We start from the raw sequence: 21,611 nt of genomic DNA on the forward strand, positions 1-21,611 counted from the left end.
CAAACGATGGCACAAGACCAAATAATCATTCAAGGGGCAAGAGCTCATAATTTAAAAAATATTGATGTGACAATTCCAAGGGATAAGCTCGTTGTTTTAACGGGCTTATCAGGATCTGGAAAGTCCTCCCTCGCCTTTGACACTATCTATGCGGAGGGACAAAGAAGATATGTAGAATCTCTATCTGCTTATGCGCGGCAATTTTTAGGACAAATGGATAAACCGGATGTAGATGCCATCGAAGGTCTTTCACCAGCTATTTCAATTGATCAGAAGACAACAAGTCGTAACCCACGTTCGACCGTTGGAACGGTCACAGAAATTTATGATTATCTTCGTTTGCTTTTTGCACGAGTTGGTAAGCCAATCTGTCCGATCCATGGAATTGAAATTAGCTCACAAACGATTGAACAAATGGTTGATCGCATTATGACCTATCCTGAGCGCACAAGATTACAGGTACTTGCACCTGTTATTTCCGGACGCAAGGGATCCCATGTAAAAGTATTAGAAGGAATAAAAAAACAAGGGTATGTGCGTGTGCGAATTGATGGAGAAGTAGAAGACCTGAGCGAAGAGATCAAGCTTGAAAAAAACAAAAAACACTCGATTGAAGTGATTATTGACCGGGTTGTTGTGAAGGAAGGCGTTGAAGCAAGACTTGCTGATTCACTAGAGACAGCTCTTGGCCTAGGGGAAGGAAAAGTGATTATCGATATCATTGATCAAGAGGAACTGTTATTCAGTGAGAACCATGCCTGTCCTGAATGTGGATTTTCAATTGATAAATTGGAACCAAGAATGTTCTCTTTTAATAGTCCTTTTGGAGCTTGTCCTGATTGTGATGGACTTGGTTCAACACTAGAGGTGGATCCTGATTTGGTGATTCCGGATCGTTCCCTCACCCTTAATGAAAATGCCATTGCTCCCTGGGTTCCCGTAAGTTCACAGTATTATCCACAGCTTTTAAAAACGATCTGTACCCATTTTAAAATTGATATGGATACGCCTGTAGAAGATTTACCGGAAAAACATTTAAACATTATTCTTCATGGTTCCGCAGATGAAGTATTTACATTTCGTTATAAAAATGACTTTGGTCGTATGCGTGAAAGCAGTATCCGTTTTGAAGGGGTGCTTCATAATGTGGAACGACGCTATCGTGATACAAGCTCCGATTATATCCGTGAACAAATGGAGAAATATATGGCGCAGCAGCGCTGTCCTCGCTGTAAGGGACATCGTTTAAAAGAAGAAAGTTTAGCTGTGAAGATAGCGGGCCGGCATATTAGTGAAGTAACAGAGCTATCGGTAAATGATGCCAACCAGTTTTTTCAGGAATTGGTATTATCAGAGAAAGATGCGCAAATTGCGAAATTAATTTTGCGGGAAGTTGGGGAAAGGCTCGGTTTTCTTGTCAATGTTGGACTTGATTATTTAACATTAAACCGTGCTGCTGGTACTTTATCTGGTGGAGAAGCCCAGCGAATTCGCTTAGCTACTCAGATTGGTTCAAGATTAACGGGTGTTCTCTATATTTTAGACGAGCCATCCATCGGTCTTCATCAACGGGATAATGACCGCTTAATTGCGACACTAAAAAACATGCGAGATATAGGCAATACTTTAATTGTTGTCGAACATGATGAAGATACCATGCTTGCGGCCGATCATTTAGTTGACATTGGGCCAGGTGCTGGTGTACATGGCGGGGAAATTGTTGCTCAAGGAACACCGAAAGAAGTAGCTGAAAATAAGGCATCCTTAACAGGACAGTATTTATCAGGTGACAGGTTCATCCCTCTACCAATTGAACGCCGTAAGCCGGATGGTCGTTATCTTGAAATTAAAGGGGCAAAAGAAAATAATCTGAAAAATGTTCAAGTGAAAATTCCCCTTGGCTTGTTTACTGCGGTAACAGGTGTATCAGGCTCAGGGAAGAGTACGTTAGTGAATGAAATCCTTTATAAAACTTTGGCGCAGCGGCTTCATAAATCCAAAACAAGACCAGGCAATTTTAAAGAAATCAACGGAGTTGAACATCTGGAAAAAGTCATTGATATTGATCAATCCCCGATAGGAAAGACGCCACGCTCAAACCCTGCCACGTATACAGGAGTGTTTGATGATGTGCGTGATGTTTATGCTTCAACCAATGAGGCGAAGGTTCGCGGATATAAAAAAGGTCGCTTTAGCTTTAATGTAAAAGGAGGACGCTGTGAAGCTTGTAAAGGGGATGGCATTATCAAAATAGAAATGCATTTTCTCCCTGATGTATATGTTCCCTGTGAAGTTTGTCACGGTAGTAGGTATAACCGGGAAACATTGGAAGTAAAATATAAAGGGAAAAATATTGCAGATGTATTAGATATGACAATTGAAGATGGATTAGAATTTTTTGCTAATATTCCTAAAATCAACCGTAAACTGCAAACCATTGTTGATGTTGGGCTTGGGTATATGAAGTTAGGGCAACCGGCCACAACGTTATCTGGAGGAGAAGCACAAAGGGTGAAGCTTGCCTCGGAACTCCATCGTCGTTCCAATGGTCGTTCTTTGTATATATTAGATGAACCAACAACTGGATTGCACGCAGAGGACATCGCCCGCTTATTAGGGGTTTTACAGAGACTTGTGGAGAATGGCGACACCGTTCTAGTTATAGAGCATAACTTAGATGTGATCAAAACAGCTGATTATCTCATTGACTTAGGACCTGAAGGCGGAGACAAAGGCGGAACGATTGTCACAAAAGGAACCCCAGAGAAAGTAGCACAAACAACTGATTCCTATACGGGACACTACCTAAAGCCGATCTTAGAGCGGGACAAAGAACGAATGAATCGAAAAATCCTGGAAAAAATGAACGTTTAAAGTGCATGGCAGGCCTCGTTTTTTGTCGAATAGATAATTTTTTAGTAATGGAATCAGCTTTTTTTGAAACCTACAACGGCCTATATCCGTAAATTCTGTTAGAACCTAAAAGGAGGAAGCTGACGTGAACGAGGAAAAGAAACGAATACTTGAAATGGTACAGGATGGAAAGCTTTCAGCACAAGAGGCAATTATTTTGTTAGAAGCACTTGAAGGAGAGCCGACTAAGGGTTCTTCGACTTCCAAGCCAAAAGAGGCGGAGAAAGAATCTCAACCACAACCAACTACGTCTCTTCAAAAGGGGACGCAAGAGGAACAGACTTCTCAAGATGATCAGCAAACAGATGAAAAGAAGGAAAAGGAAAAAACAGATTCTGCTGAAAATATCTATTCGCAGCTTGAATCGGCTGGTGAACGATTATTCGATTTTGTTCAAACTACCTTTAATAAAATGAAGGATTTTGATTTTCAATTTAATCAAACAGTTGAAATTCCCCATGCTTTTCAGCAAGCGGGTGAACAGGTTGAGCGAATTGATATTGATGTGGCAAACGGTCCTGTAAGAATCAAGACCTGGGATCAGTCGGAAATAAGAATAGAGTGCCAAGCCAAAGTTTACCGTACAGAAGATCGCGAAGAAGCGAGAACCTATTTTCTAGATCATAGCCTATTCAAGTATGAGAATGGATTACTCGTCTTCGGAACTCAATCTAAGCTGATGAAGGTAGAAGCAGTCATTTATATCCCTGAAAAAATGTATAAGAAAATCTCGGTTCGTGTCTTTAATGGCGGAGTAAGAGGCACAAATTTACAAGCTGAATCCTTCGTTATTAAAACAACAAATGGAAAAGCTGATCTTACAAACATTCAAGGAGAAAAACTTGATTTAGACACTGTCAATGGCCAAGTGGCGCTAGTTGATTCACAAATTGAAAAGGTGGAAGCCGAAACAGTCAATGGTACGATTAAAGCAGAAGGGGTTTATAAGGATCTAAGCTTGCAATCCTTAAATGGCAATATTGACTGTATTGTCACAAAACAAGCTCCAAATATCATTGAAACAAAATCAGTAACAGGAAATATTCATGTTACACTTCCCGATGGAATCGCGATTGATGGAGACGTTCAATCCAATGTTGGGAATTATAAACTGCAGTTAAATAATATTGATATCATGCATGAAAAGAATGAAATCATTCAAAAACAAGTAAAATTCAAACGGACAGGTACAGATAACGAAAAAGCTCATTTGTTTGCTAACACGAAGACAGGCTCTGTCTATATCCAGGAAGAAGAAGGTCAGTAAGATGAAGTGGAGTATAGGGATTATTGTCAACGCCCTTTTATTTCTTGCTTTTGCGGGGTATTTTGAAGGGGTTGAGGTGTCAAGTATATGGTCAGCCATTGGAGCCAGCATCATTTTGTCTATATTAAATATGCTTGTACGTCCGATACTCATTCTTTTCACTTTACCCGTTACTTTACTAACGTTAGGATTATTTTTATTTGTGATCAATGCATGTACCTTATTAATGACAGATGCTTTAATGGGAAGCTTGTTTGAAATCTCTGGCTTTGGTTTAGCCTTGCTTCTCGCTGTGATCATGTCATTAATCAATCTCCTGATCCAAAAAATCATTATAGAACCGAGAAAAAGAAATTGACATGTAGGAGGCCCCAAAAAGGTAGATATCTGCTTTTTTTGGGGCCTCTGTTTTGTATGTGAAAATCTTAGGTAAAGAGGAGTATCTATCAATGTTGATAGAAAACTTAAATCGAATAGTGGTTTTTATATCATATATAATGATAAAATAGTCAATGATGTCTAGATAGCTTATTCATTAGAAGTTTATTTAAATGGCAAGGAGTGATGGACTTGTCCAAAGTTCGGACAGAAGATATCATAGAGCGTTTCGATTTGGAGCTTATAAGTGGAGAAGAAGGTGTTCATAAACCGATTACAACCACGGATATTTCCCGCCCAGCTTTAGAATTAGCAGGCTTCTTTAATTATTACCCTGCAGAACGTGTTCAATTGCTAGGCAGAACAGAAATTGATTTTAGTAGCAGGTTATTAAAAAGTGAAAGAAAAGAACGAATGGAATTGCTTTGTAATGATATAACACCTGCTATTGTTATTTCGAGAGGACTAGAAATTCCCAAGGAATTAGTTGAGTCGGCAGAACGTAATAGTGTTCCTTTGCTAAGAACATCGATGAAGACGACCCGTTTTTCCAGTAAGCTGACGAATTACTTAGAAAGTGAGTTAGCCCCTACAACGGCTGTGCACGGTGTTTTAATTGATATTTATGGCATTGGTGTTTTGATCACAGGACAAAGTGGAGTCGGGAAAAGTGAGACGGCATTAGCCCTCATTAAACGTGGCCATCAGCTTGTCGCAGATGATTGTGTGGAAATTAGTGAAATTGAGGAAAACATGCTTGTAGGAAGCCCGCCCCCGTTATTAAAACAACTTTTGGAAATCCGTGGATTGGGCATTATCAACGTAATGACTTTGTTTGGGGCAGGGGCTGTTCGTTCAAGTAAAAAGATTACCTTATCTGTTCATTTAGAGCTTTGGGATGAGCAAAAGCATTATGATCGAGTAGGTCTTGATGAGGACAAACTAAAAATCATTCATACAGAAATACCGAAATTAACTATCCCTGTAAGACCAGGGCGTAACCTTGCTGTTATTATTGAAGTGGCTGCAATGAATTTCCGTTTGAAGAATATGGGAGTGAATGCGGCGAAGCAATTTACAGAAAGATTAGCAGAAGTTATTCAAAATGGAAATGACCATGATATGATGACATAACGATTTAGAAAGGAGAGGAAGAATGAGCATTGAACCAATTAACCCGATAGCGATTGAATTAGGACCTTTTGCTATTCGCTGGTATGGCATTATTATTGGGGTAGGAATTGCTCTGGCTCTTATTGTTGCTGTACGTGAAGCGAATAAGAGGGGCCTTCCAAAAGATACATTTACGGATCTTTTGATCTGGGCGATTCCGATTTCAATTATTTGTGCGCGGATTTATTATGTACTGTTTGAATGGGGCTTTTATTCTCAGCACCCAGAAAAGATTATTAGGATCTGGGAAGGTGGGATCGCCATTCATGGCGCTCTAATCGGAGCCGTTGCGACCGCGGTAATTTTTTGCCGCAAAAAAAATATATCTTTTTGGAAACTGGCAGATGTTGCTGCCCCAAGTCTTATTTTAGGACAAGCGATTGGACGCTGGGGTAATTTCATTAACCAAGAAGCACATGGGGAGGCCGTTTCTAGAGCATTCTTAGAAAATCTCCATTTACCACAGTTTATTATAGACCAAATGTATATAAATGGAGAGTATTATCACCCCACTTTTTTATATGAATCTGTCTGGAATATACTTGGTTTTATCATCCTGCTTCTTTTAAGGAGAAGCTCATTGCGACGTGGGGAACTTTTCTTAAGTTATCTTATTTGGTATTCAATTGGGCGTTTTTTTGTGGAAGGACTGCGTACGGACAGCTTAATGCTGGAATCATTGCGGATGGCTCAAGTCATTTCACTTGTCATCATTTTAATTGCCGTTGCGATTTGGTTCTATCGTCGTTACACAGGAATGGCCAAACAAAAATATAAGGATCAAGGTTCGTGACACCAGAGAAAGACAGGATAGGAAGGGGCTTTGGCATGCGACAGAATCTTACAACATTATTATTTGATCTTGATGGAACCTTAATTGACACGAATGAATTAATCATTTCTTCTTATTTACATACATTGGAACAATATTTTCCTGGCAGATTCCAACGTGAAGACGTGCTTCCGTTTATGGGGCCATCCTTATTCGATGTGTTTCATGGGCTTGACCCTGAGAAAGCCGAAGAAATGATTCAAGTGTATCGAAAACATAATCTCGAACAACATGATTTGCTTGTGAAGGAATTTGATGGCGTTTTTGAAACGATACGGACTTTACATGAAAATGGCTACAAACTGGCAATTGTTTCAACAAAGAAAAGGAATACAGTCTTAAAAGGCTTAAAGTTAACCCATTTAGAGCCGTTTTTTAAAGTGGTGATTACAATGGATGAAGTGGAAAATGTAAAACCAGATCCTGAACCATTGAATAAGGCCATGCATTTACTTGATTCACAACCAGAGGAAACGATCATGATTGGGGATAATTATCATGATATTCTTGGTGGTAAAAATGCAGGTACCGCCACTTGCGGGGTTGCTTGGTCTTTGAAAGGGAAGGATCATTTACAAAGTTATCATCCTGATTTTATGTTGGATCATATGGCTGATTTATTGAATATTATTGGAGTTAAACCTCAATGAGACGCACGGAGCGCTTTCCGGTAGAAGGAGCGAACTCACTTTGGCATGTGTATAAAACCGTTCCATTTTGGAAAGTAGTGAAAAACTTCATCGTCATTCAAACAGCTAGATACACCCCCTTTTTAAAACTAAAAAATTGGCTGTATCGGCGTTTCCTAAAAATGGAGGTCGGTCAAAGAACAGCTTTTGCTTTGATGGTTATGTTAGATGTGATGTTTCCAGAGAAAATCAAGGTTGGGGAAAATACTGTAATTGGTTATAATACCACGATTCTAGCCCATGAATATTTGATTAAAGAATATCGTTTAGGGCAGGTGAGTATTGGTGACCATGTCATGATTGGAGCCAATACCACGATTTTGCCAGGAATTACAATTGGGGACCATGCGATTGTCTCAGCAGGTACTCTTGTGCATAAGGATGTGCCCGCAGGAGCATTCGTAGGGGGAAATCCAATGAAAATGATCTATACAAAGCAAGAGCGGGAAGAGCGTTGGAAAGATGATCCCATTTACGGGATGAATAAAACACCTAAATCATAGGTGTTTTATTTATGCTTTTAGTCTGTCTCTGTTTTGAAATATATAAAGCAAAAGAGGCAGACCTGTGTAGTTATACCTAGTCTGCATTTTTTTAATAAAAAATGGTATAAAAGTAGAAAAATTTCCAAAATTCGAGGTGTGTCAGCATGGGTGTCGTATGATATACTACAAAAAGCGACAAGGAATACAGCAACGGAGGATTTTGATGTTTAACAACTCGAAAGGAAAATTAGATAAAGCCAAAATATTTTCTTTTATTCCAACAGGAGAATACTATTTTAATAGAGGTATAAAAGCATATGATCGTTTTGATATGAAGAAAGCGAAAAAGTATTTGAAAAGAGCTTTCGAATTAGAGCCCTTGGAACCGGTCATTGCCTGTCAATTAGCTATTGTTCACACTGAAATTGGAGAATATGAGGAGTCCAATAAGCTATTACAAATGGTGTTGGCAGAATTAGATGAAAGTTTAACCGAATGTTATTATTTTATGGCTAATAATGATGCCCACTTAGGGCTATTTACAGAAGCCTATAAGAATGCGCAACTCTATCTTGAGTTAGACGAAGTCGGAGAATTTACGGAAGAAGCAAAGGAGTTATTAGATTTAATTGGTGTAGAAGATGATGAAAGCTTTTCTGAACTTGTTAAACAAGATGAAATGATTGCCCAACTTGACCAAGCCAGAGATTTATTGCAAGAAGGTTTAATGTCACAAGCAATCGAACTACTTGAACAAACTGTGAAGGATTATCCTGAGCTTTGGCCAGCATATAATAATTTGGCTCTAGCGTATTTTTATGAAGGTAAAACAACAAAAGCATTTGATATCATTCAATATGTATTGGAGCAAAGTCCAGGTAATTTACATGCTCTTTGTAACTTAGCTGTATTTCTTTATTATGAAGATAAGCTAGAGGAGTTAGAGGAATTACTCCAAGCATTGGATAAAGTCCAACCGATTCATTTTGAACATCGTTATAAATTGGGCGCTACCTTTGCTTTGGCTGGAAAGTATCATCAAGCCTATTCTTGGCTGCGCCATTTACAGAAATACGGATATGAAGGAGATTCTTCTTATTATTATTGGTTAGCGAAATCCGCTTATTTTTCTGGAAATCATAAAGTAGCCATGGAGGCTTGGGAGAAATTAACCAAAATCAATCCTGCGCTTTCACAAAAGGAACCTTGGAAGGTCACAGAAGAAGCGATCACTCATTTTGAGAATGAGGATGTGACCATTATGAAATGGTTGACTAGTGAGCATCTTGAAAATAGGTTATATGGAATCTTTTTAATCTCTGTGTCCACATCTAAAGCAGTAATTTATAAGCAATTGGAGCAAATGGACTTAGACAAATTTACGCCATTTGAAAAAAGATATTTAAACTATATTTTACAAACAGAACTAAATCCTGAATTTACTTCGTATGAAGATGAGATCATGCAAGGACATGAAGTGGCAATGGTATTATTCGAGAAATATCAAGCACAAGCATGGGAAAGACGCAGCTTACTCCTTTTATGGTTTCGTGCTTTTTTTAAAATGCTTGAAAATCAAACGGCGATTAAAAATCCTTTCGCCTTAGCGGGTGCAATAGAGTATATTTGGTTAAAAACGCGCCATAATAAAAAAACACAATTGGAAATAGCTGAGGAGTATGCTATTTCGACGTCCACTTTACGGAAGTATGTCCGTATTTTGGAAAACGAATTAGAATGAGCAGATAAATAGACGAAACTGGCGCTCTTTAATACGATAGAAATAGATCAGTAATAATAAATGTATGTTCAAAAAGAAGGATAAAAGGCCCGAGCCAGTGAATAAGCACTAGTACATCCTATACGGTGAAAATTTGCTGGATTAATTTTTATCGATCTTTTTGAACATTCTCTATGAATAGATAACAAAAGGAGTGTACAGCATGTCAGATGAGAAAATATATGATGTGATTATTATAGGAGCAGGACCAGCTGGAATGACAGCAGCTGTTTATACATCAAGATCCAATCTGTCTACACTAATGATTGAACGCGGTATTCCGGGTGGGCAAATGGCTAATACGGAGGATGTAGAAAACTACCCAGGTTTTGAACATATTCTTGGTCCAGAATTGTCAACGAAAATGATGGACCACGCAAAGAAATTTGGCGCTGAATATGCTTACGGGGATATAAAAGAAGTGACGGATAAAGAAATGTATAAAGTGATAAAAGCAGGTAACAAAGAATATAAAGCACGTGCTGTGATTATTACAACAGGTGCCGAATATCGTAAAATCGGCATTCCAGGTGAAACCGAGCTAACTGGTCGAGGTGTTTCTTACTGTGCTGTTTGCGATGGAGCCTTCTTTAAGAATAAAGAGCTTGTTGTTGTTGGCGGTGGAGATTCAGCGGTTGAAGAAGGTGTTTACCTTACTCGTTTTGCTAGTAAAGTGACGATTGTCCATCGTCGTGATGAACTGCGAGCTCAAAAAATCCTCCAAGATCGTGCTTTTGCCAATGACAAAATTGAATTTATCTGGAACCACACCGTAAAAGAAGTAAATGAGGAAAATGGAAAAGTCGGTTCTGTCACGCTTATTTCTACTGAGACTAGAGAGGAATCCAATTTTAAAACAGATGGTGTTTTTATCTATATTGGAATGGATCCATTAACAAAACCATTTGAAAACCTAGGAATTACTAACTCCCAAGGATATATTGAAACAAATGAAGACATGGAAACGAAAATTCCCGGTATCTTTGCAGCTGGAGATGTACGTGATAAACTGCTTCGCCAAATTGTTACTGCAACAGGGGATGGGAGTATCGCTGCGCAAAGTGCACAAATTTTCATTGAAAATTTAAAGGATAAAATAGGTACTGCTCAATAATAAAGCCTGTTTTAACAAGGGGAAATCCTGTCTATTCTTGCAATTTGGATGCAATAAAAAGTTACACTGAATTAATCTGTTTGTAACAGTAGTGCAATGATTTTCGGGTACATTATATACATGAGATATTGACCCCCTTTTTATACAATATCCCTTTTTTGAAAGCACAGCCTTAGGGCTTGTGCTTTTTTTTTAAACAGCTTTTTATCGTTGACAAAAAAACACTCCTACTTTTAAAAGAATTGATAGGCTGTTATTTACACGTCATTGATAGTATAATAATATCATGAGAAAGAAAGCGAAACGGAAAACGGAGTGGGATGCATGAGCACAATAGGATCTGAAGACATACAACTAGTCATAATTACCGGGATGTCGGGGGCAGGGAAAACAGTTGCCATTCATAGCTTCGAAGATTTAGGCTTCTTTTGCGTGGACAACTTACCTCCTGCATTGATGCCAAAGTTTCTGGAATTAATGAAGGAATCTGGAAATAAGATGAATAAAGTAGCGCTTGTTATGGATTTAAGAGGGCGTGAATTTTTTGATACTTTATTACGTGTGTTGGATGAATTTTCTGGTTCAACATGGATGACTCCCCAAATTCTTTTTCTAGATGCAAATGATGCGGCTCTTGTAAGACGGTATAAAGAAACACGTCGTTCCCATCCACTTGCGACAGAGGGGTTACCACTTGAAGGAATCAGACGAGAACGTCATATTTTAGATGAATTAAAAGGTCGTGCTCAGTTAATTTATGACACATCCAATATGCAGCCGAAAGAATTGCGCGAAAAAATTATAGAAGATTTTTCCGCAAATAGAAAGACCGTCTTTACAGTCAATGTGATGTCATTTGGGTTTAAACATGGAATTCCGATTGATGCAGATCTAGTATTCGATGTACGTTTCTTACCAAATCCGCATTATATTGATCATATGCGGCCTAAAACTGGAATGGAAGAAGAAGTGTATCAATATGTTTTAAAATGGAATGATACACAGAAATTCCTTGCGAAAACGACAGATTTACTCACTTTTATGCTGCCCCTCTATAAACGGGAAGGGAAAAGCCAGCTTGTGATTGCGATTGGCTGTACGGGTGGACAACATCGTTCTGTCGCCCTTTCTGAATATATTGGTGAATTTTATGAAAATGATTATCACGTATCGATTACCCATCGAGACATTCAAAAGAGAAAGGGAAAAACATTATGACAGAAACATCAAGTCCCAAGATAGCTGTCGTAGGAGGGGGTACAGGATTACCCGTTCTATTGCGCGGCTTAAAAAATCTCCCTGTTGATTTATCTGCCATTGTAACAGTGGCAGATGATGGTGGAAGCTCAGGGCGCTTAAGAGAGGAAATGGAAATTCCACCACCAGGGGATGTAAGGAATGTCATTGCTGCTTTATCAGATCAAGAACCTTTGATCATTGAGATGTTTCAGCATCGTTTTAATTCAAATAGTGAGCTTTCTGGCCATTCTCTAGGAAATTTAATTCTCGCAGCACTCACATCTATCACTGGCAATTTTGTTCATGCTATCCAAGAGATGAGTCGGGTATTAAATGTACGTGGTCATGTTCTTCCCGCAGCCAATCAATGTGTTGTATTGAATGCTGAAATGGAGGACGGTTCTATTGTAAGTGGCGAATCGAAAATTCCTGAATCAGGGAAAGCTGTTAAAAGAGTCTTTTTAACTCCTGAGCTGATTAAGCCCTTGAGGGAAACCGTTCAAGTGATTCGTGAAGCGGATCTGATCGTACTGGGACCTGGCAGTTTGTATACCAGTCTTTTACCAAACTTATTAGTTCCTGGAATTGGTGAAGAAATTTGTAAAGCAAAAGCCAAAAAAGTATATATTTGCAACCTGATGACACAGCCTGGAGAAACATTGAACTTTTCCGCAAGTGATCATATTCGCGCGCTATATTCCCATATGGATCGTCCCTTTATTGATCTTGTGCTTGTCAATAATAAACCAATCCCAACCCATTTAAAATATCGATACCAGGAAGAGCAAGCGAGACCGGTTGTCTTTGATGTAGAGAACTTGGCGGATTTGGGAGTTGGCGTTATTGCAGAAGAAATTATTGGCTTAGATAAAGGGCTCGTTCGACACGATACTGCAAAAGTCGCTCAGATTCTTTATTCCCTTATTGAAAAGAAGTAGGAGGGAATGAAAAGGAATTGCTGCGAAAACAGTCCATTTTTCTGTTATCTAATGACTTACATATATCCTCATACAAATGGAGAAAGTATTCATCATGAATATGCCTAGAGGATGTGATGCATTAGCCGGATAATGATGGACGCTTGCGATTTATAAGAAAGTATATAACTTAGCTAGTGTTTTGATCTAGCTCTAGCGCTTAGCCTCGAGAAACTCATAGGATGTGAGCTCATCGGCGTTGCCCCAAGATGTGGCCTTAGCCGATGTTCATCTAAAATCAAAATCGAACTTTTCCTGTCTCGGGGCTGACCAAAGCGCTTGCGTTTTTCTTAGGAGGTGGCAGTGGTGTCGTTTGCTTCAGACACAAAAAAAGAATTAACAACATTAGAACCCGCAGATTGCTGTGCAAAGGCTGAATTATCTGCCCTGATTAGAATGAATGGCTCACTCTCCTTTTCCAATCGTATTCTTGTTGTAAATGTGCAAACCGAAAATGCAGCCATTGCTAGAAGAATTTATATTTTAATAAAAAGGATTTATGCAACTGAAGTAGAATTATTAGTTAGGAAGAAAATGCGTCTCAAAAAGAATAATGTCTATATTGTTCGTCTGAAAAAACAGTCAGAAACCATTTTGCGCGATTTAAAAATTATAGGGGAAGGTTTTACCTTTATACACGATATTGCACAAGAATTAATTGTAGATGAGTGTTGCAAACGTTCGTATTTACGAGGGGCATTCCTAGCAGGTGGTTCTGTCAATAATCCGGAGACATCTTCCTATCACCTTGAAATTGCCTCTCTATATAAAGAGCATAATCAGGCACTCAGTGAGCTCATGAATGAATTTTCCTTGAATAGTAAGTTTTTAGAGCGAAAGAATGGGTATATTACCTATTTAAAAGAAGCTGAGAAGATTGCTGATTTCCTTAGTGTGATCGGAGCTCATAATGCCTTATTGAAATTTGAGGATGTCCGAATTGTTCGGGATATGCGCAATTCCGTGAACCGGCTTGTGAATTGTGAAACAGCTAATTTAAATAAAACGATTGGTGCTTCATTAAGACAAGCGGAGAATATCCGCTATATACAGGAAACAGAAGGCTTAGATATCTTGCCTGAAAAACTTCGAGAGATTGCCATTTTGCGTATGGAGCATCAAGATTTAACCTTGAAGGAATTAGGCGAAATGGTTTCCGGAAATTCAATCAGCAAATCGGGCATTAATCATCGATTAAGAAAAATCGATGAAATTGCAGAAAAAATACGCAAAGGTGAAACAAGCAACACATATAAATAAGGAAAGGGGTGAGGAACTATGGTAGCCAAGGAAATAGAAGTCAAATTGCCAGCTGGATTACAGTCTCGTCATGCAGCAGAATTTGTGCAAGAGGCAAGTAATTTTGCCGCAGATGTTTATCTTGAAAAAGGCGGTCGAAATGTCAATGCAAAAAGTATCATGGGTTTAATGAGTCTTGCGATTGGACCCAATGAACTTGTAACACTTTCTGCTACAGGTAGTGATGAAGAAGAAGCAGTTGCGCAGTTGTCCAGCTTTATTGAAAATAATAATTAGTGTGCTTGAGAAAGAGTGTTGAATGCATTGTTTAACACTCTTTTTCTTTGGAAAAAAGTAGGTATGGACCATACATAAGAAATAGAGTAATATGAACGATATATTCAATGGATTCACTATAAAAGATAGTAGAATAGGATTTAATGATTGAAGGAGCTAGACGATGTTAAAACAGTTTTTTTCTTACTATAAACCACATAGACGTTTATTTATTATCGACTTTTCAAGTGCGGTGATCGTGGCTATTCTAGAATTAGCTTTTCCGGTAGCGGTTCAATGGTTTATTGATCAACTATTACCCGAAGGCGATTTGAATAAAATATTTACGGTGGGTGTTCTGTTACTTATTGTATATTTATTGAGCACATTGCTTCAATATATCGTCAGTTATTTAGGACATAAGCTGGGAATTAATATTGAAACAGATATGCGCGAGCAATTATTTACCCATGTTCAGCGCCAATCGTTTCGCTTTTTTGATAATACGAAGACAGGTCATATTATGAGCCGGATCTCGAATGATTTATTTGATATCGGCGAGCTCGCCCATCATGGTCCAGAGGATTTCTTTATTGCGATCATGACCTTTGTTGGGGCTTTTGCGATCATGTTCCAAATCAATCCTAGCTTAGCTGTAATAACTTGTATCATGGTGCCTTTCCTTATTTGGTTGGTGACGTATTGCAATATTAAAATGAATCATGCATGGAAAAATATGTACAGCCGGATTGCAGATGTCAATGCACGAGTGGAAGACAGTGTCTCTGGTGCCCGGGTTGTCCAGTCTTTTACTAATGAGCAATTTGAAATTCATCGCTTCAAAAAAGATAATGGATTATTTCGGATCGCCAAGCTCGCGGCATACAAAGTCATGGCAGGAACTCATTCCAGCATTTATATGATGACAAGACTCGTTACTTTATTGGTGCTTGTTGTAGGAGCATGGTTTAGTTTTAATGGAAAACTGACATATGGAGAATTGGTTAGCTTTGTTCTTTATGTAAATGTATTGATCAAACCAGTGGATAAAATTAGTGCTTTGCTTGAATTATATCCGAAAGGGATGGCTGGATTTAAAAGATTCAGGGATCTTATTGATCAAGAGCCAGAAGTGCAAGATCGTCCTAATGCTGTTGCGATTGATTACTTAAGGGGAAATATTTCTTTTGAGGATGTTCAATTTCAATATGATGACCATAAAGAGGTATTAAAAGGAATTGACTTAAATATTCGCACAGGGGAGACAGTTGCTTTTGTCGGTCCTTCTGGTGCAGGAAAAACGACGATTTGTTCCTTGATCCCGCGTTTTTATGATGTAAACAAAGGGGCCATTAAGATTGATGGAATAGATATTCGGGATATGACCAAACATTCGCTGCGCTCACAAATTGGGATTGTTCAGCAAGATGTCTTTTTGTTTACAGGGACAATTCTAGAAAATATCGCTTATGGAAAACAGGATGCTAGTGAAGAAGAAATACGTGAGGCAGCCAGGAAAGCTCATTTAGAGGACTTTATCGACTCACTTCCTGAAGGCTTTGAAACGCAAGTTGGTGAGCGAGGCTTAAAACTATCTGGTGGTCAAAAACAGCGCTTGGCCATTGCTCGCATGTTTTTGAAGAATCCACCAATCCTGATCTTGGATGAAGCCACTTCAGCTCTTGATACGGAAACAGAAAAAATTATTCAATTAGCATTGAATGAACTAGCTGTGGACCGTACGACATTAGTGATTGCTCATCGCCTGGCGACGATTCGCGATGCAGACCGTGTGATTGTCGTAACAGAAAATGGCATTGAAGAAGATGGAACATATACGGAATTAGTCCAACAAAATGGACTATTTGCAAGATTGCATAATATCCAATTTCAAGAAATAGGTTCTTAATTAAGCCGGGTTCTAATTTAGAAGTAAACAAGCCAATCAAAAAGGTGATGAAGATCATTTTGTAATCTTCATCACCTTTTTGAAATTTTAGGTAATATTATTTTTTCTCCTCAATTTCTTCTTTACGTTCGATGATTCTATCAATTAGCCCGTATTCTTTCGCTCTTTCAGCTGTCATAAAGTTATCGCGGTCTGTATCACGTTGAATGACCTCAAGTGGTTGACCTGTACGATCAGCTAAAATTTGGTTGAGCTTTTCACGCAAGAATAGAATCCGTTTAGCCGCAATTTCAATTTCAGTTGCTTGCCCTTGAGCACCACCGAGTGGTTGGTGAATCATCACTTCACTGTTAGGCAAAGCAAATCTTTTGCCTTTTTTACCAGCAGCGAGCAAGAAAGCACCCATTGAAGCAGCCATCCCCGTACAAATTGTAGAAACATCTGGCTTAATATATTGCATGGTATCATAAATGGCCATTCCTGCTGTAATACTCCCACCAGGACTGTTAATAAAAATCGTAATATCTTTTTCAGGATTTTCCGCTTCTAAGAATAAAAGCTGTGCTACAATGGAATTGGACACATTGTCATCAATACCACTTCCAAGCATAATAATACGGTCTTTTAGCAAACGAGAATAAATGTCATAAGCTCGTTCCCCTCTGCTTGTTTGTTCAATAACTGTAGGAATTAAATTCATTTATTTCTCCTCCTCTTTTTAAAAAAACAGATTCCCTAAAGTGTTGAAAACTTTATGTATTCTTATCATACACTGATGGTCAATAAAGGTCAAATATTCAACCTGACATTTGCCTTTTGGAAATTTGTTCCTATAACATTCCATATTCTCCAATTAAGATGATTTTAAACAAAAATACGTGATTTTTATTAAGGCAAAACTCGCCTTAATTAGGGTAAGGGGAAGGCATATAGATAGATTGAAGATAATTGTGAAAGGGATTTGGAGGGGATGACTCAGGTTTATTTCTTCGAAAAGTGGGACAAAAGTATTTTACCTAAGAAAAATCGAACCACCATCATGAAGTGAACCAAGCGCAACGGCAAACGGATCTGCTCAACAAATTGAATGCCGCGTTACAAGAAAGAAAAGCGGAAAATGAAGCGGCGAAAAATTCAGCTATCAAGAAAGCTCAAGAGTCACCTGATCTATCAGAAAAATCACTCAATACTGAGCTGCAAAAGCAAGAGAAAACAGAAAGAAACACAAACCTATCACGTCCATCTATTTTTTAAGACGGGGAGGGACAGGGACTAGCTTCCTCGTCCCTTCTTCTTAATTTGATAGACTCTCGCCATTCACCGAGTTAGCTGGTACAAGGTTCTCTTGTACTATTTTTTAATTCTCCTCCTACATTTTTTAGGAGATATTTCACTTTTTTTGTAGAACTTCCATTCTATATTGAGAAGATCATCTTCTACAAATGGCGAGTCTGCTTGTCAACGGTGATTTCCGTTCCAGGCGGACGCTTTCCGGGGGGCATGCGGTGAGCTTCCTCGTCGCCGAGGAGGCTCACCGCCCGCCTCGCGGAAAGCGAGCAACTGTAGCGGAAATCAACCACGCACTATCTTGGTAGACGATGTTTACAAAAACATTCTCTTTTTTAAAAATACACTTGTGACGCTTCTTTGGCATGTCTTTTTTTGAAAAGGGCCTCGATTCCCAGTATGCTTTTGGTCATTAGGCGGATTTACATTTTGAAATTCCGAGAGTCTATTTTGGATATTGTTTTGTTTTTGTAGATATGAATGAAAAATCAACTTACTTGGTCAAAAGCTGGTCAACAACATAAAAAAACACCAACAAATGTTGGTGTATCAGTATTCATACGCCCTCGGCAGGAATCGAACCCACATTTTAAGAACCGGAATCTTACGTGTTATCCGTTACACTACGAGGGCAAAAAAGGAAGCGTACGATATGAAATTATAGATCAAGTTTCAATAGAATGCAAGCTATATTTTTGTGTGTTAGAGCAGTTTGTTTAATAAAAGTTTCTAATCCATTAGAAGATCGGCCTATTGATCAGTATAATATGTTATAATATAAGAACAATAGATCGGCTTTGCATGAGGGGTTTTGGTAGCACTGTTGCTTTGCCGCAAGTCTTCGGATGGGAGACTTCCCAGGAGCAGTGATGCCAATGGACATTGTTAGTGCGTTAACGCTTATGATATCTTTCGGGATGTTAGTCGCGTTTATCGTTTCTGATAAAAACCTTAAAAAATAATCCTTCATGCACTCTAGCCGGTTCGTGAGAGATTATTTTCTCTCGCTGCCAAACCCATTTTAAAGGGACGGTCTATTGAGGACTGATCTATGTTTGCGCATGAATGATCCTTATCATTGATGCAATTGTAAGGTTTATATGTTCATTAGAACATACAAAAGAAGCTTGTACATATACTAAAAATAGTTATCATTACAACGTGAAAAAGGAAATAAGGAAGCAGGATAGATTATGGATATTATTTTTTACACTAGAGATCAATGTAGCCTTTGTGTGGATGCGAAAAGCATCCTAACTCTACTACAGAATGATTATCCAATCCACATCATTGAAAAAGACATTGAATCAAACGAAGAATGGACTGAAAAATACGGTTTGATGATCCCTGTGATTGAAATCGATGGAGAAATCGTTCAATCAGGTATCGTTGATTTATTGATTTTAGAGGAAAAAGTCAAATCTAAATTGCTTTAAAAAACCACTAATGGTAAAATAATTGCAGATGGTTTTATTGTATTCTGATTGGGTCACAATATGTCTATGCGGGACAAAAAATGCCCGCTGTTAAAATTGATTCGTGAAAGACCCAGTGCTACAATAAAATTAGTTGCTATCCTATTTTTATAGTTAGATTGGGACATTATATGTCTTGACGGGACAATAGGCGACCTTCTGGTAAAGGAGCAAAAACATGCACAATCTTTTAAAGCTTCAATCAAAATTAGTGCCAGATATGCTGTCTGTTATGCAGAATCGCTATCAGATCCTTCGTTCCATTAGTTTAACGGAACCTGTTGGCAGGCGTACACTTGCCCATATGCTAGGGACAACCGAGCGGATTTTAAGAAGTGAGGCGGAGTTTCTTAAGGCTGGTCAGTTAATCCGCATCAATACTGCTGGCATGTCTGTTACAGACAAAGGAAAAAAATTGCTTGCAGGTCTTGAAGATGTGATGAGGGAATTGACTGGCATTAGCGAGACGGAACTAGCATTAAAGACAAAGTTGGGCATTAAGAAAGTAGTGATCGTTTCAGGTGATAGCGATGAATCCTTAATTGTAAAAGAGGAATTAGGGAAAGCTTGTGCAGAAGCACTTAATCGCTGTTTCGAAGATCAGCAAATAATTGCCGTAACAGGCGGAACAACGATGGCTTGTACAGCAGAAATGCTTACAGCAGAGATGGGGCAAGGCAAAGATTTGTTGTTCGTGCCAGCACGAGGGGGGCTTGGGGAAGACTTGAAAAATCAAGCCAATGTTATCTGTGCTACAATGGCAGAGAAGACAAATGGAATGCACCGCGTCCTATATGTGCCAGATCAAGTTAGCCTAGAAGTTCAGCAATCTCTTCTGAAAGAACCTGCCATTATGGAGGTTGTAGAAAAAATTAAATCAGCTGATATTATTGTGCATGGTATCGGCGAGGCAATCACCATGGCGAATAGAAGAGCCACTGAACAAAACGTCATGAAAAAATTAATAGGTGAAAAAGCAGTTGGAGAAGCTTTTGGTTATTATTTTGATGAAAAAGGGGAAATAGTACATAAAGTCCCCACCATTGGTTTACGAATATCAGATCTATTTGATAAATCGTATGTAATTGCAGCTGCCGGTGGAAAATCAAAAGCCAAAGCGATTAAATCTTATTTTAAAAGTGCACCTGAATCGACTATTTTAATTACAGATGAAGGGGCCGCAAAGTCGATTTTAAAAGATATATCTTAGATAGATATCTCTTTTAAAGATAAATTAATAATTATTATCCATGATATTAAAAGGAGGATGTTAGATATGTCAGTAAAAGTTGGTATTAATGGTTTCGGACGTATTGGAAGAGTTGTGTTTCGTGCAGCACTTAATAACCCGGAAGTTGAGGTTGTAGCTGTAAATGATTTAACGGATGCAAGTATGCTTGCGCATTTACTACAACATGATACAGTTCATGGTAAACTTGATCAAGAAGTATCTGTGGATGGAGATACTATTATAGTAGGTGATCAGCGTGTTAAAGTACTAGCTGAACGTGATCCAGCAGCTCTTGGCTGGGGAGATCTTGGCGTTGAGATTGTCGTTGAATCAACTGGTCGCTTTACAAAGCGTGAAGATGCAGCAAAACACCTTGAAGCTGGTGCAAAGAAAGTCATTATTTCTGCTCCTGCTAATGGCGAAGATATCACAGTCGTTATGGGTGTTAACGAAGACAAATATGATGCAGCGAGCCATCATGTCCTTTCCAATGCATCTTGTACAACAAACTGCTTAGCTCCTTTTGCAAAAGTTCTTAATGAGAAATTTGGCATTGTGCGCGGAATGATGACAACTGTTCACTCGTACACAAATGATCAACAAATTCTTGATCTACCACACAAAGACTATCGTCGTGCCCGTGCAGCAGCTGAAAACATTATTCCTACATCTACAGGCGCTGCTAAAGCCGTAGCCCTAGTTTTGCCTGAGCTAAAAGGCAAACTAAACGGAATGGCAATGCGCGTTCCTACTCCAAACGTATCTGTTGTGGATCTTGTTGCTGAACTTGATAAATCTGTTACAGCTGAAGAAGTAAATGCAGCTCTTAAAGAAGCGGCTGAAGGTGAACTAAAAGGAATCCTTGCTTACACAGATGAGCCTTTAGTATCTACTGACTACAATGGTGATGCTCATTCTTCTACTGTTGATGGACTATCTACAATGGTAATGGAAGGTAACATGGTCAAAGTTCTTTCTTGGTATGATAACGAAACTGGTTATTCCAACCGTGTTGTGGATCTTGTTGCTTATGTTGCGAAACAAGGACTATAATCTATAATATATATGGAACAGCATAATAACTTTGAAACACCTTAGTTGGGGGAGCGGGCATTAGTCCCCTTCCCCTTTATCTTTTCTCGCATTAACGGCCGGTAATGCCTCCCAACTTATGTTTTCGATGATCAGAAAAGTTAATACTGAAGGAAAAGCCGCCCGTAAATGCCCGATTGGTTGGGGCCAATAGGATGTTGGTCACTCAGGTGTTGCCGCAGGAGCTGCAGAGCCTGAGTTCACCTTATATCAGTGTACCCACTGATTAAGTTTCATTTTATCTAGGAGGAGGTA

18 protein-coding genes and 1 tRNA gene are annotated in these 21,611 nt (G+C 38.8%); 17 read left to right on the top strand and 2 right to left on the bottom strand.

Features of this window, described 5'->3' with window-relative positions; translation table 11 throughout:
- Positions 1-6: 6 nt before the first annotated feature.
- From uvrA to KI375_RS06430, 14 genes are all read left to right on the top strand, one after another.
- Positions 7-2,874, top strand: coding sequence for an excinuclease ABC subunit UvrA (gene uvrA, locus KI375_RS06365; protein WP_212972679.1), 2,868 nt, complete (start codon positions 7-9; stop codon positions 2,872-2,874).
- A gap of 124 nt (positions 2,875-2,998) precedes the next feature.
- Entirely contained in the window at positions 2,999-4,180 is a 1,182-nt protein-coding gene (locus KI375_RS06370) for a DUF4097 family beta strand repeat-containing protein (protein WP_212972680.1), read from the top strand.
- A 1-nt stretch (position 4,181) separates the two neighbouring features.
- On the top strand, positions 4,182-4,538 hold the full coding sequence (locus tag KI375_RS06375) for a phage holin family protein (RefSeq protein WP_212972681.1): 357 nt from the start codon (positions 4,182-4,184) through the stop codon (positions 4,536-4,538).
- A gap of 212 nt (positions 4,539-4,750) precedes the next feature.
- Positions 4,751-5,692 (top strand): HPr(Ser) kinase/phosphatase, encoded by a 942-nt coding sequence (hprK, locus tag KI375_RS06380; RefSeq protein WP_207447873.1) that lies wholly within the window; start codon positions 4,751-4,753, stop codon positions 5,690-5,692.
- Between the two features lie 22 nt (positions 5,693-5,714).
- A complete protein-coding gene (lgt, locus tag KI375_RS06385; RefSeq protein ID WP_212972682.1) occupies positions 5,715-6,524 on the top strand; it encodes a prolipoprotein diacylglyceryl transferase in 810 nt (269 codons plus the stop codon).
- 35 nt (positions 6,525-6,559) lie between these two features.
- Positions 6,560-7,213 carry a pyrophosphatase PpaX gene (gene ppaX, locus KI375_RS06390; protein ID WP_212972683.1) on the top strand — a complete coding sequence of 218 codons (654 nt, stop codon included), beginning with the start codon at positions 6,560-6,562 and terminating at the stop codon, positions 7,211-7,213.
- Entirely contained in the window at positions 7,210-7,755 is a 546-nt protein-coding gene (locus KI375_RS06395) for an acyltransferase (RefSeq protein ID WP_212972684.1), read from the top strand. The genes ppaX and KI375_RS06395 overlap by 4 nt, the downstream gene beginning before the upstream one ends.
- A gap of 205 nt (positions 7,756-7,960) precedes the next feature.
- Positions 7,961-9,478 (top strand): tetratricopeptide repeat protein, encoded by a 1,518-nt coding sequence (locus tag KI375_RS06400; protein WP_212972685.1) that lies wholly within the window; start codon positions 7,961-7,963, stop codon positions 9,476-9,478.
- A 202-nt stretch (positions 9,479-9,680) separates the two neighbouring features.
- Complete coding sequence (trxB, locus tag KI375_RS06405) at positions 9,681-10,631, top strand: thioredoxin-disulfide reductase (protein WP_212972686.1); 951 nt, start codon at positions 9,681-9,683, stop codon at positions 10,629-10,631.
- 324 nt (positions 10,632-10,955) lie between these two features.
- A complete protein-coding gene (gene rapZ / locus KI375_RS06410; protein WP_212972687.1) occupies positions 10,956-11,849 on the top strand; it encodes an RNase adapter RapZ in 894 nt (297 codons plus the stop codon).
- Positions 11,846-12,808, top strand: coding sequence for a gluconeogenesis factor YvcK family protein (locus tag KI375_RS06415; protein ID WP_212972688.1), 963 nt, complete (start codon positions 11,846-11,848; stop codon positions 12,806-12,808). The genes rapZ and KI375_RS06415 overlap by 4 nt, the downstream gene beginning before the upstream one ends.
- Before the next feature lie 345 nt (positions 12,809-13,153).
- Positions 13,154-14,107 (top strand): DNA-binding protein WhiA, encoded by a 954-nt coding sequence (whiA, locus tag KI375_RS06420; RefSeq protein ID WP_212972689.1) that lies wholly within the window; start codon positions 13,154-13,156, stop codon positions 14,105-14,107.
- Between the two features lie 18 nt (positions 14,108-14,125).
- The gene (locus KI375_RS06425) at positions 14,126-14,383 is read left to right on the top strand and encodes an HPr family phosphocarrier protein (RefSeq protein WP_212972690.1); all 258 of its coding nucleotides are present in this window, start codon (positions 14,126-14,128) and stop codon (positions 14,381-14,383) included.
- 163 nt (positions 14,384-14,546) lie between these two features.
- The gene (locus KI375_RS06430; protein ID WP_212972691.1) at positions 14,547-16,271 is read left to right on the top strand and encodes an ABC transporter ATP-binding protein; all 1,725 of its coding nucleotides are present in this window, start codon (positions 14,547-14,549) and stop codon (positions 16,269-16,271) included.
- 97 nt (positions 16,272-16,368) lie between these two features.
- Here KI375_RS06430 and clpP read toward each other — a convergent pair whose 3' ends face one another.
- Together clpP and KI375_RS06440 are read right to left on the bottom strand one after the other, a co-directional pair.
- A complete protein-coding gene (clpP, locus tag KI375_RS06435) occupies positions 16,369-16,971 on the bottom strand; it encodes an ATP-dependent Clp endopeptidase proteolytic subunit ClpP (RefSeq protein WP_207447850.1) in 603 nt (200 codons plus the stop codon).
- 1,148 nt (positions 16,972-18,119) lie between these two features.
- Positions 18,120-18,191 (bottom strand) — tRNA-Arg (locus KI375_RS06440).
- Between the two features lie 560 nt (positions 18,192-18,751).
- Between KI375_RS06440 and KI375_RS06445 the strand changes: the two genes are divergently transcribed.
- The 3 genes from KI375_RS06445 (at position 18,752) to gap (ending at position 21,317) form a co-directional block, all read left to right on the top strand.
- Positions 18,752-18,994 (top strand): glutaredoxin family protein, encoded by a 243-nt coding sequence (locus tag KI375_RS06445; RefSeq protein ID WP_212972692.1) that lies wholly within the window; start codon positions 18,752-18,754, stop codon positions 18,992-18,994.
- 217 nt (positions 18,995-19,211) lie between these two features.
- Positions 19,212-20,243, top strand: coding sequence for a sugar-binding transcriptional regulator (locus KI375_RS06450; RefSeq protein ID WP_212972693.1), 1,032 nt, complete (start codon positions 19,212-19,214; stop codon positions 20,241-20,243).
- 66 nt (positions 20,244-20,309) lie between these two features.
- Positions 20,310-21,317, top strand: a complete 1,008-nt coding sequence (gene gap, locus KI375_RS06455) for a type I glyceraldehyde-3-phosphate dehydrogenase (RefSeq protein ID WP_207447844.1) — start codon at positions 20,310-20,312, stop codon at positions 21,315-21,317.
- Positions 21,318-21,611 lie beyond the last annotated feature (294 nt).

The sequence above is a fragment of the Bacillus sp. J14TS2 genome, assembly GCF_018333015.1.
In the GTDB taxonomy this organism is placed as follows: Bacteria; Bacillota; Bacilli; order Bacillales; family Bacillaceae_C; genus Lederbergia.

Coding starts and splice junctions, on each gene's coding strand:
- lgt (WP_212972682.1), top strand. CDS start 5,715: ATGAGCATTGAACCAATTAACCCGATAGCGATTGAATTAGGACCTTTT.
- KI375_RS06445 (WP_212972692.1), top strand. CDS start 18,752: ATGGATATTATTTTTTACACTAGAGATCAATGTAGCCTTTGTGTGGAT.
- KI375_RS06395 (WP_212972684.1), top strand. CDS start 7,210: ATGAGACGCACGGAGCGCTTTCCGGTAGAAGGAGCGAACTCACTTTGG.
- uvrA (WP_212972679.1), top strand. CDS start 7: ATGGCACAAGACCAAATAATCATTCAAGGGGCAAGAGCTCATAATTTA.
- rapZ (WP_212972687.1), top strand. CDS start 10,956: ATGAGCACAATAGGATCTGAAGACATACAACTAGTCATAATTACCGGG.
- KI375_RS06450 (WP_212972693.1), top strand. CDS start 19,212: ATGCACAATCTTTTAAAGCTTCAATCAAAATTAGTGCCAGATATGCTG.
- clpP (WP_207447850.1), bottom strand. CDS start 16,971: ATGAATTTAATTCCTACAGTTATTGAACAAACAAGCAGAGGGGAACGA.
- KI375_RS06415 (WP_212972688.1), top strand. CDS start 11,846: ATGACAGAAACATCAAGTCCCAAGATAGCTGTCGTAGGAGGGGGTACA.
- KI375_RS06425 (WP_212972690.1), top strand. CDS start 14,126: ATGGTAGCCAAGGAAATAGAAGTCAAATTGCCAGCTGGATTACAGTCT.
- KI375_RS06400 (WP_212972685.1), top strand. CDS start 7,961: ATGTTTAACAACTCGAAAGGAAAATTAGATAAAGCCAAAATATTTTCT.
- KI375_RS06430 (WP_212972691.1), top strand. CDS start 14,547: ATGTTAAAACAGTTTTTTTCTTACTATAAACCACATAGACGTTTATTT.
- KI375_RS06375 (WP_212972681.1), top strand. CDS start 4,182: ATGAAGTGGAGTATAGGGATTATTGTCAACGCCCTTTTATTTCTTGCT.
- trxB (WP_212972686.1), top strand. CDS start 9,681: ATGTCAGATGAGAAAATATATGATGTGATTATTATAGGAGCAGGACCA.
- gap (WP_207447844.1), top strand. CDS start 20,310: ATGTCAGTAAAAGTTGGTATTAATGGTTTCGGACGTATTGGAAGAGTT.
- ppaX (WP_212972683.1), top strand. CDS start 6,560: ATGCGACAGAATCTTACAACATTATTATTTGATCTTGATGGAACCTTA.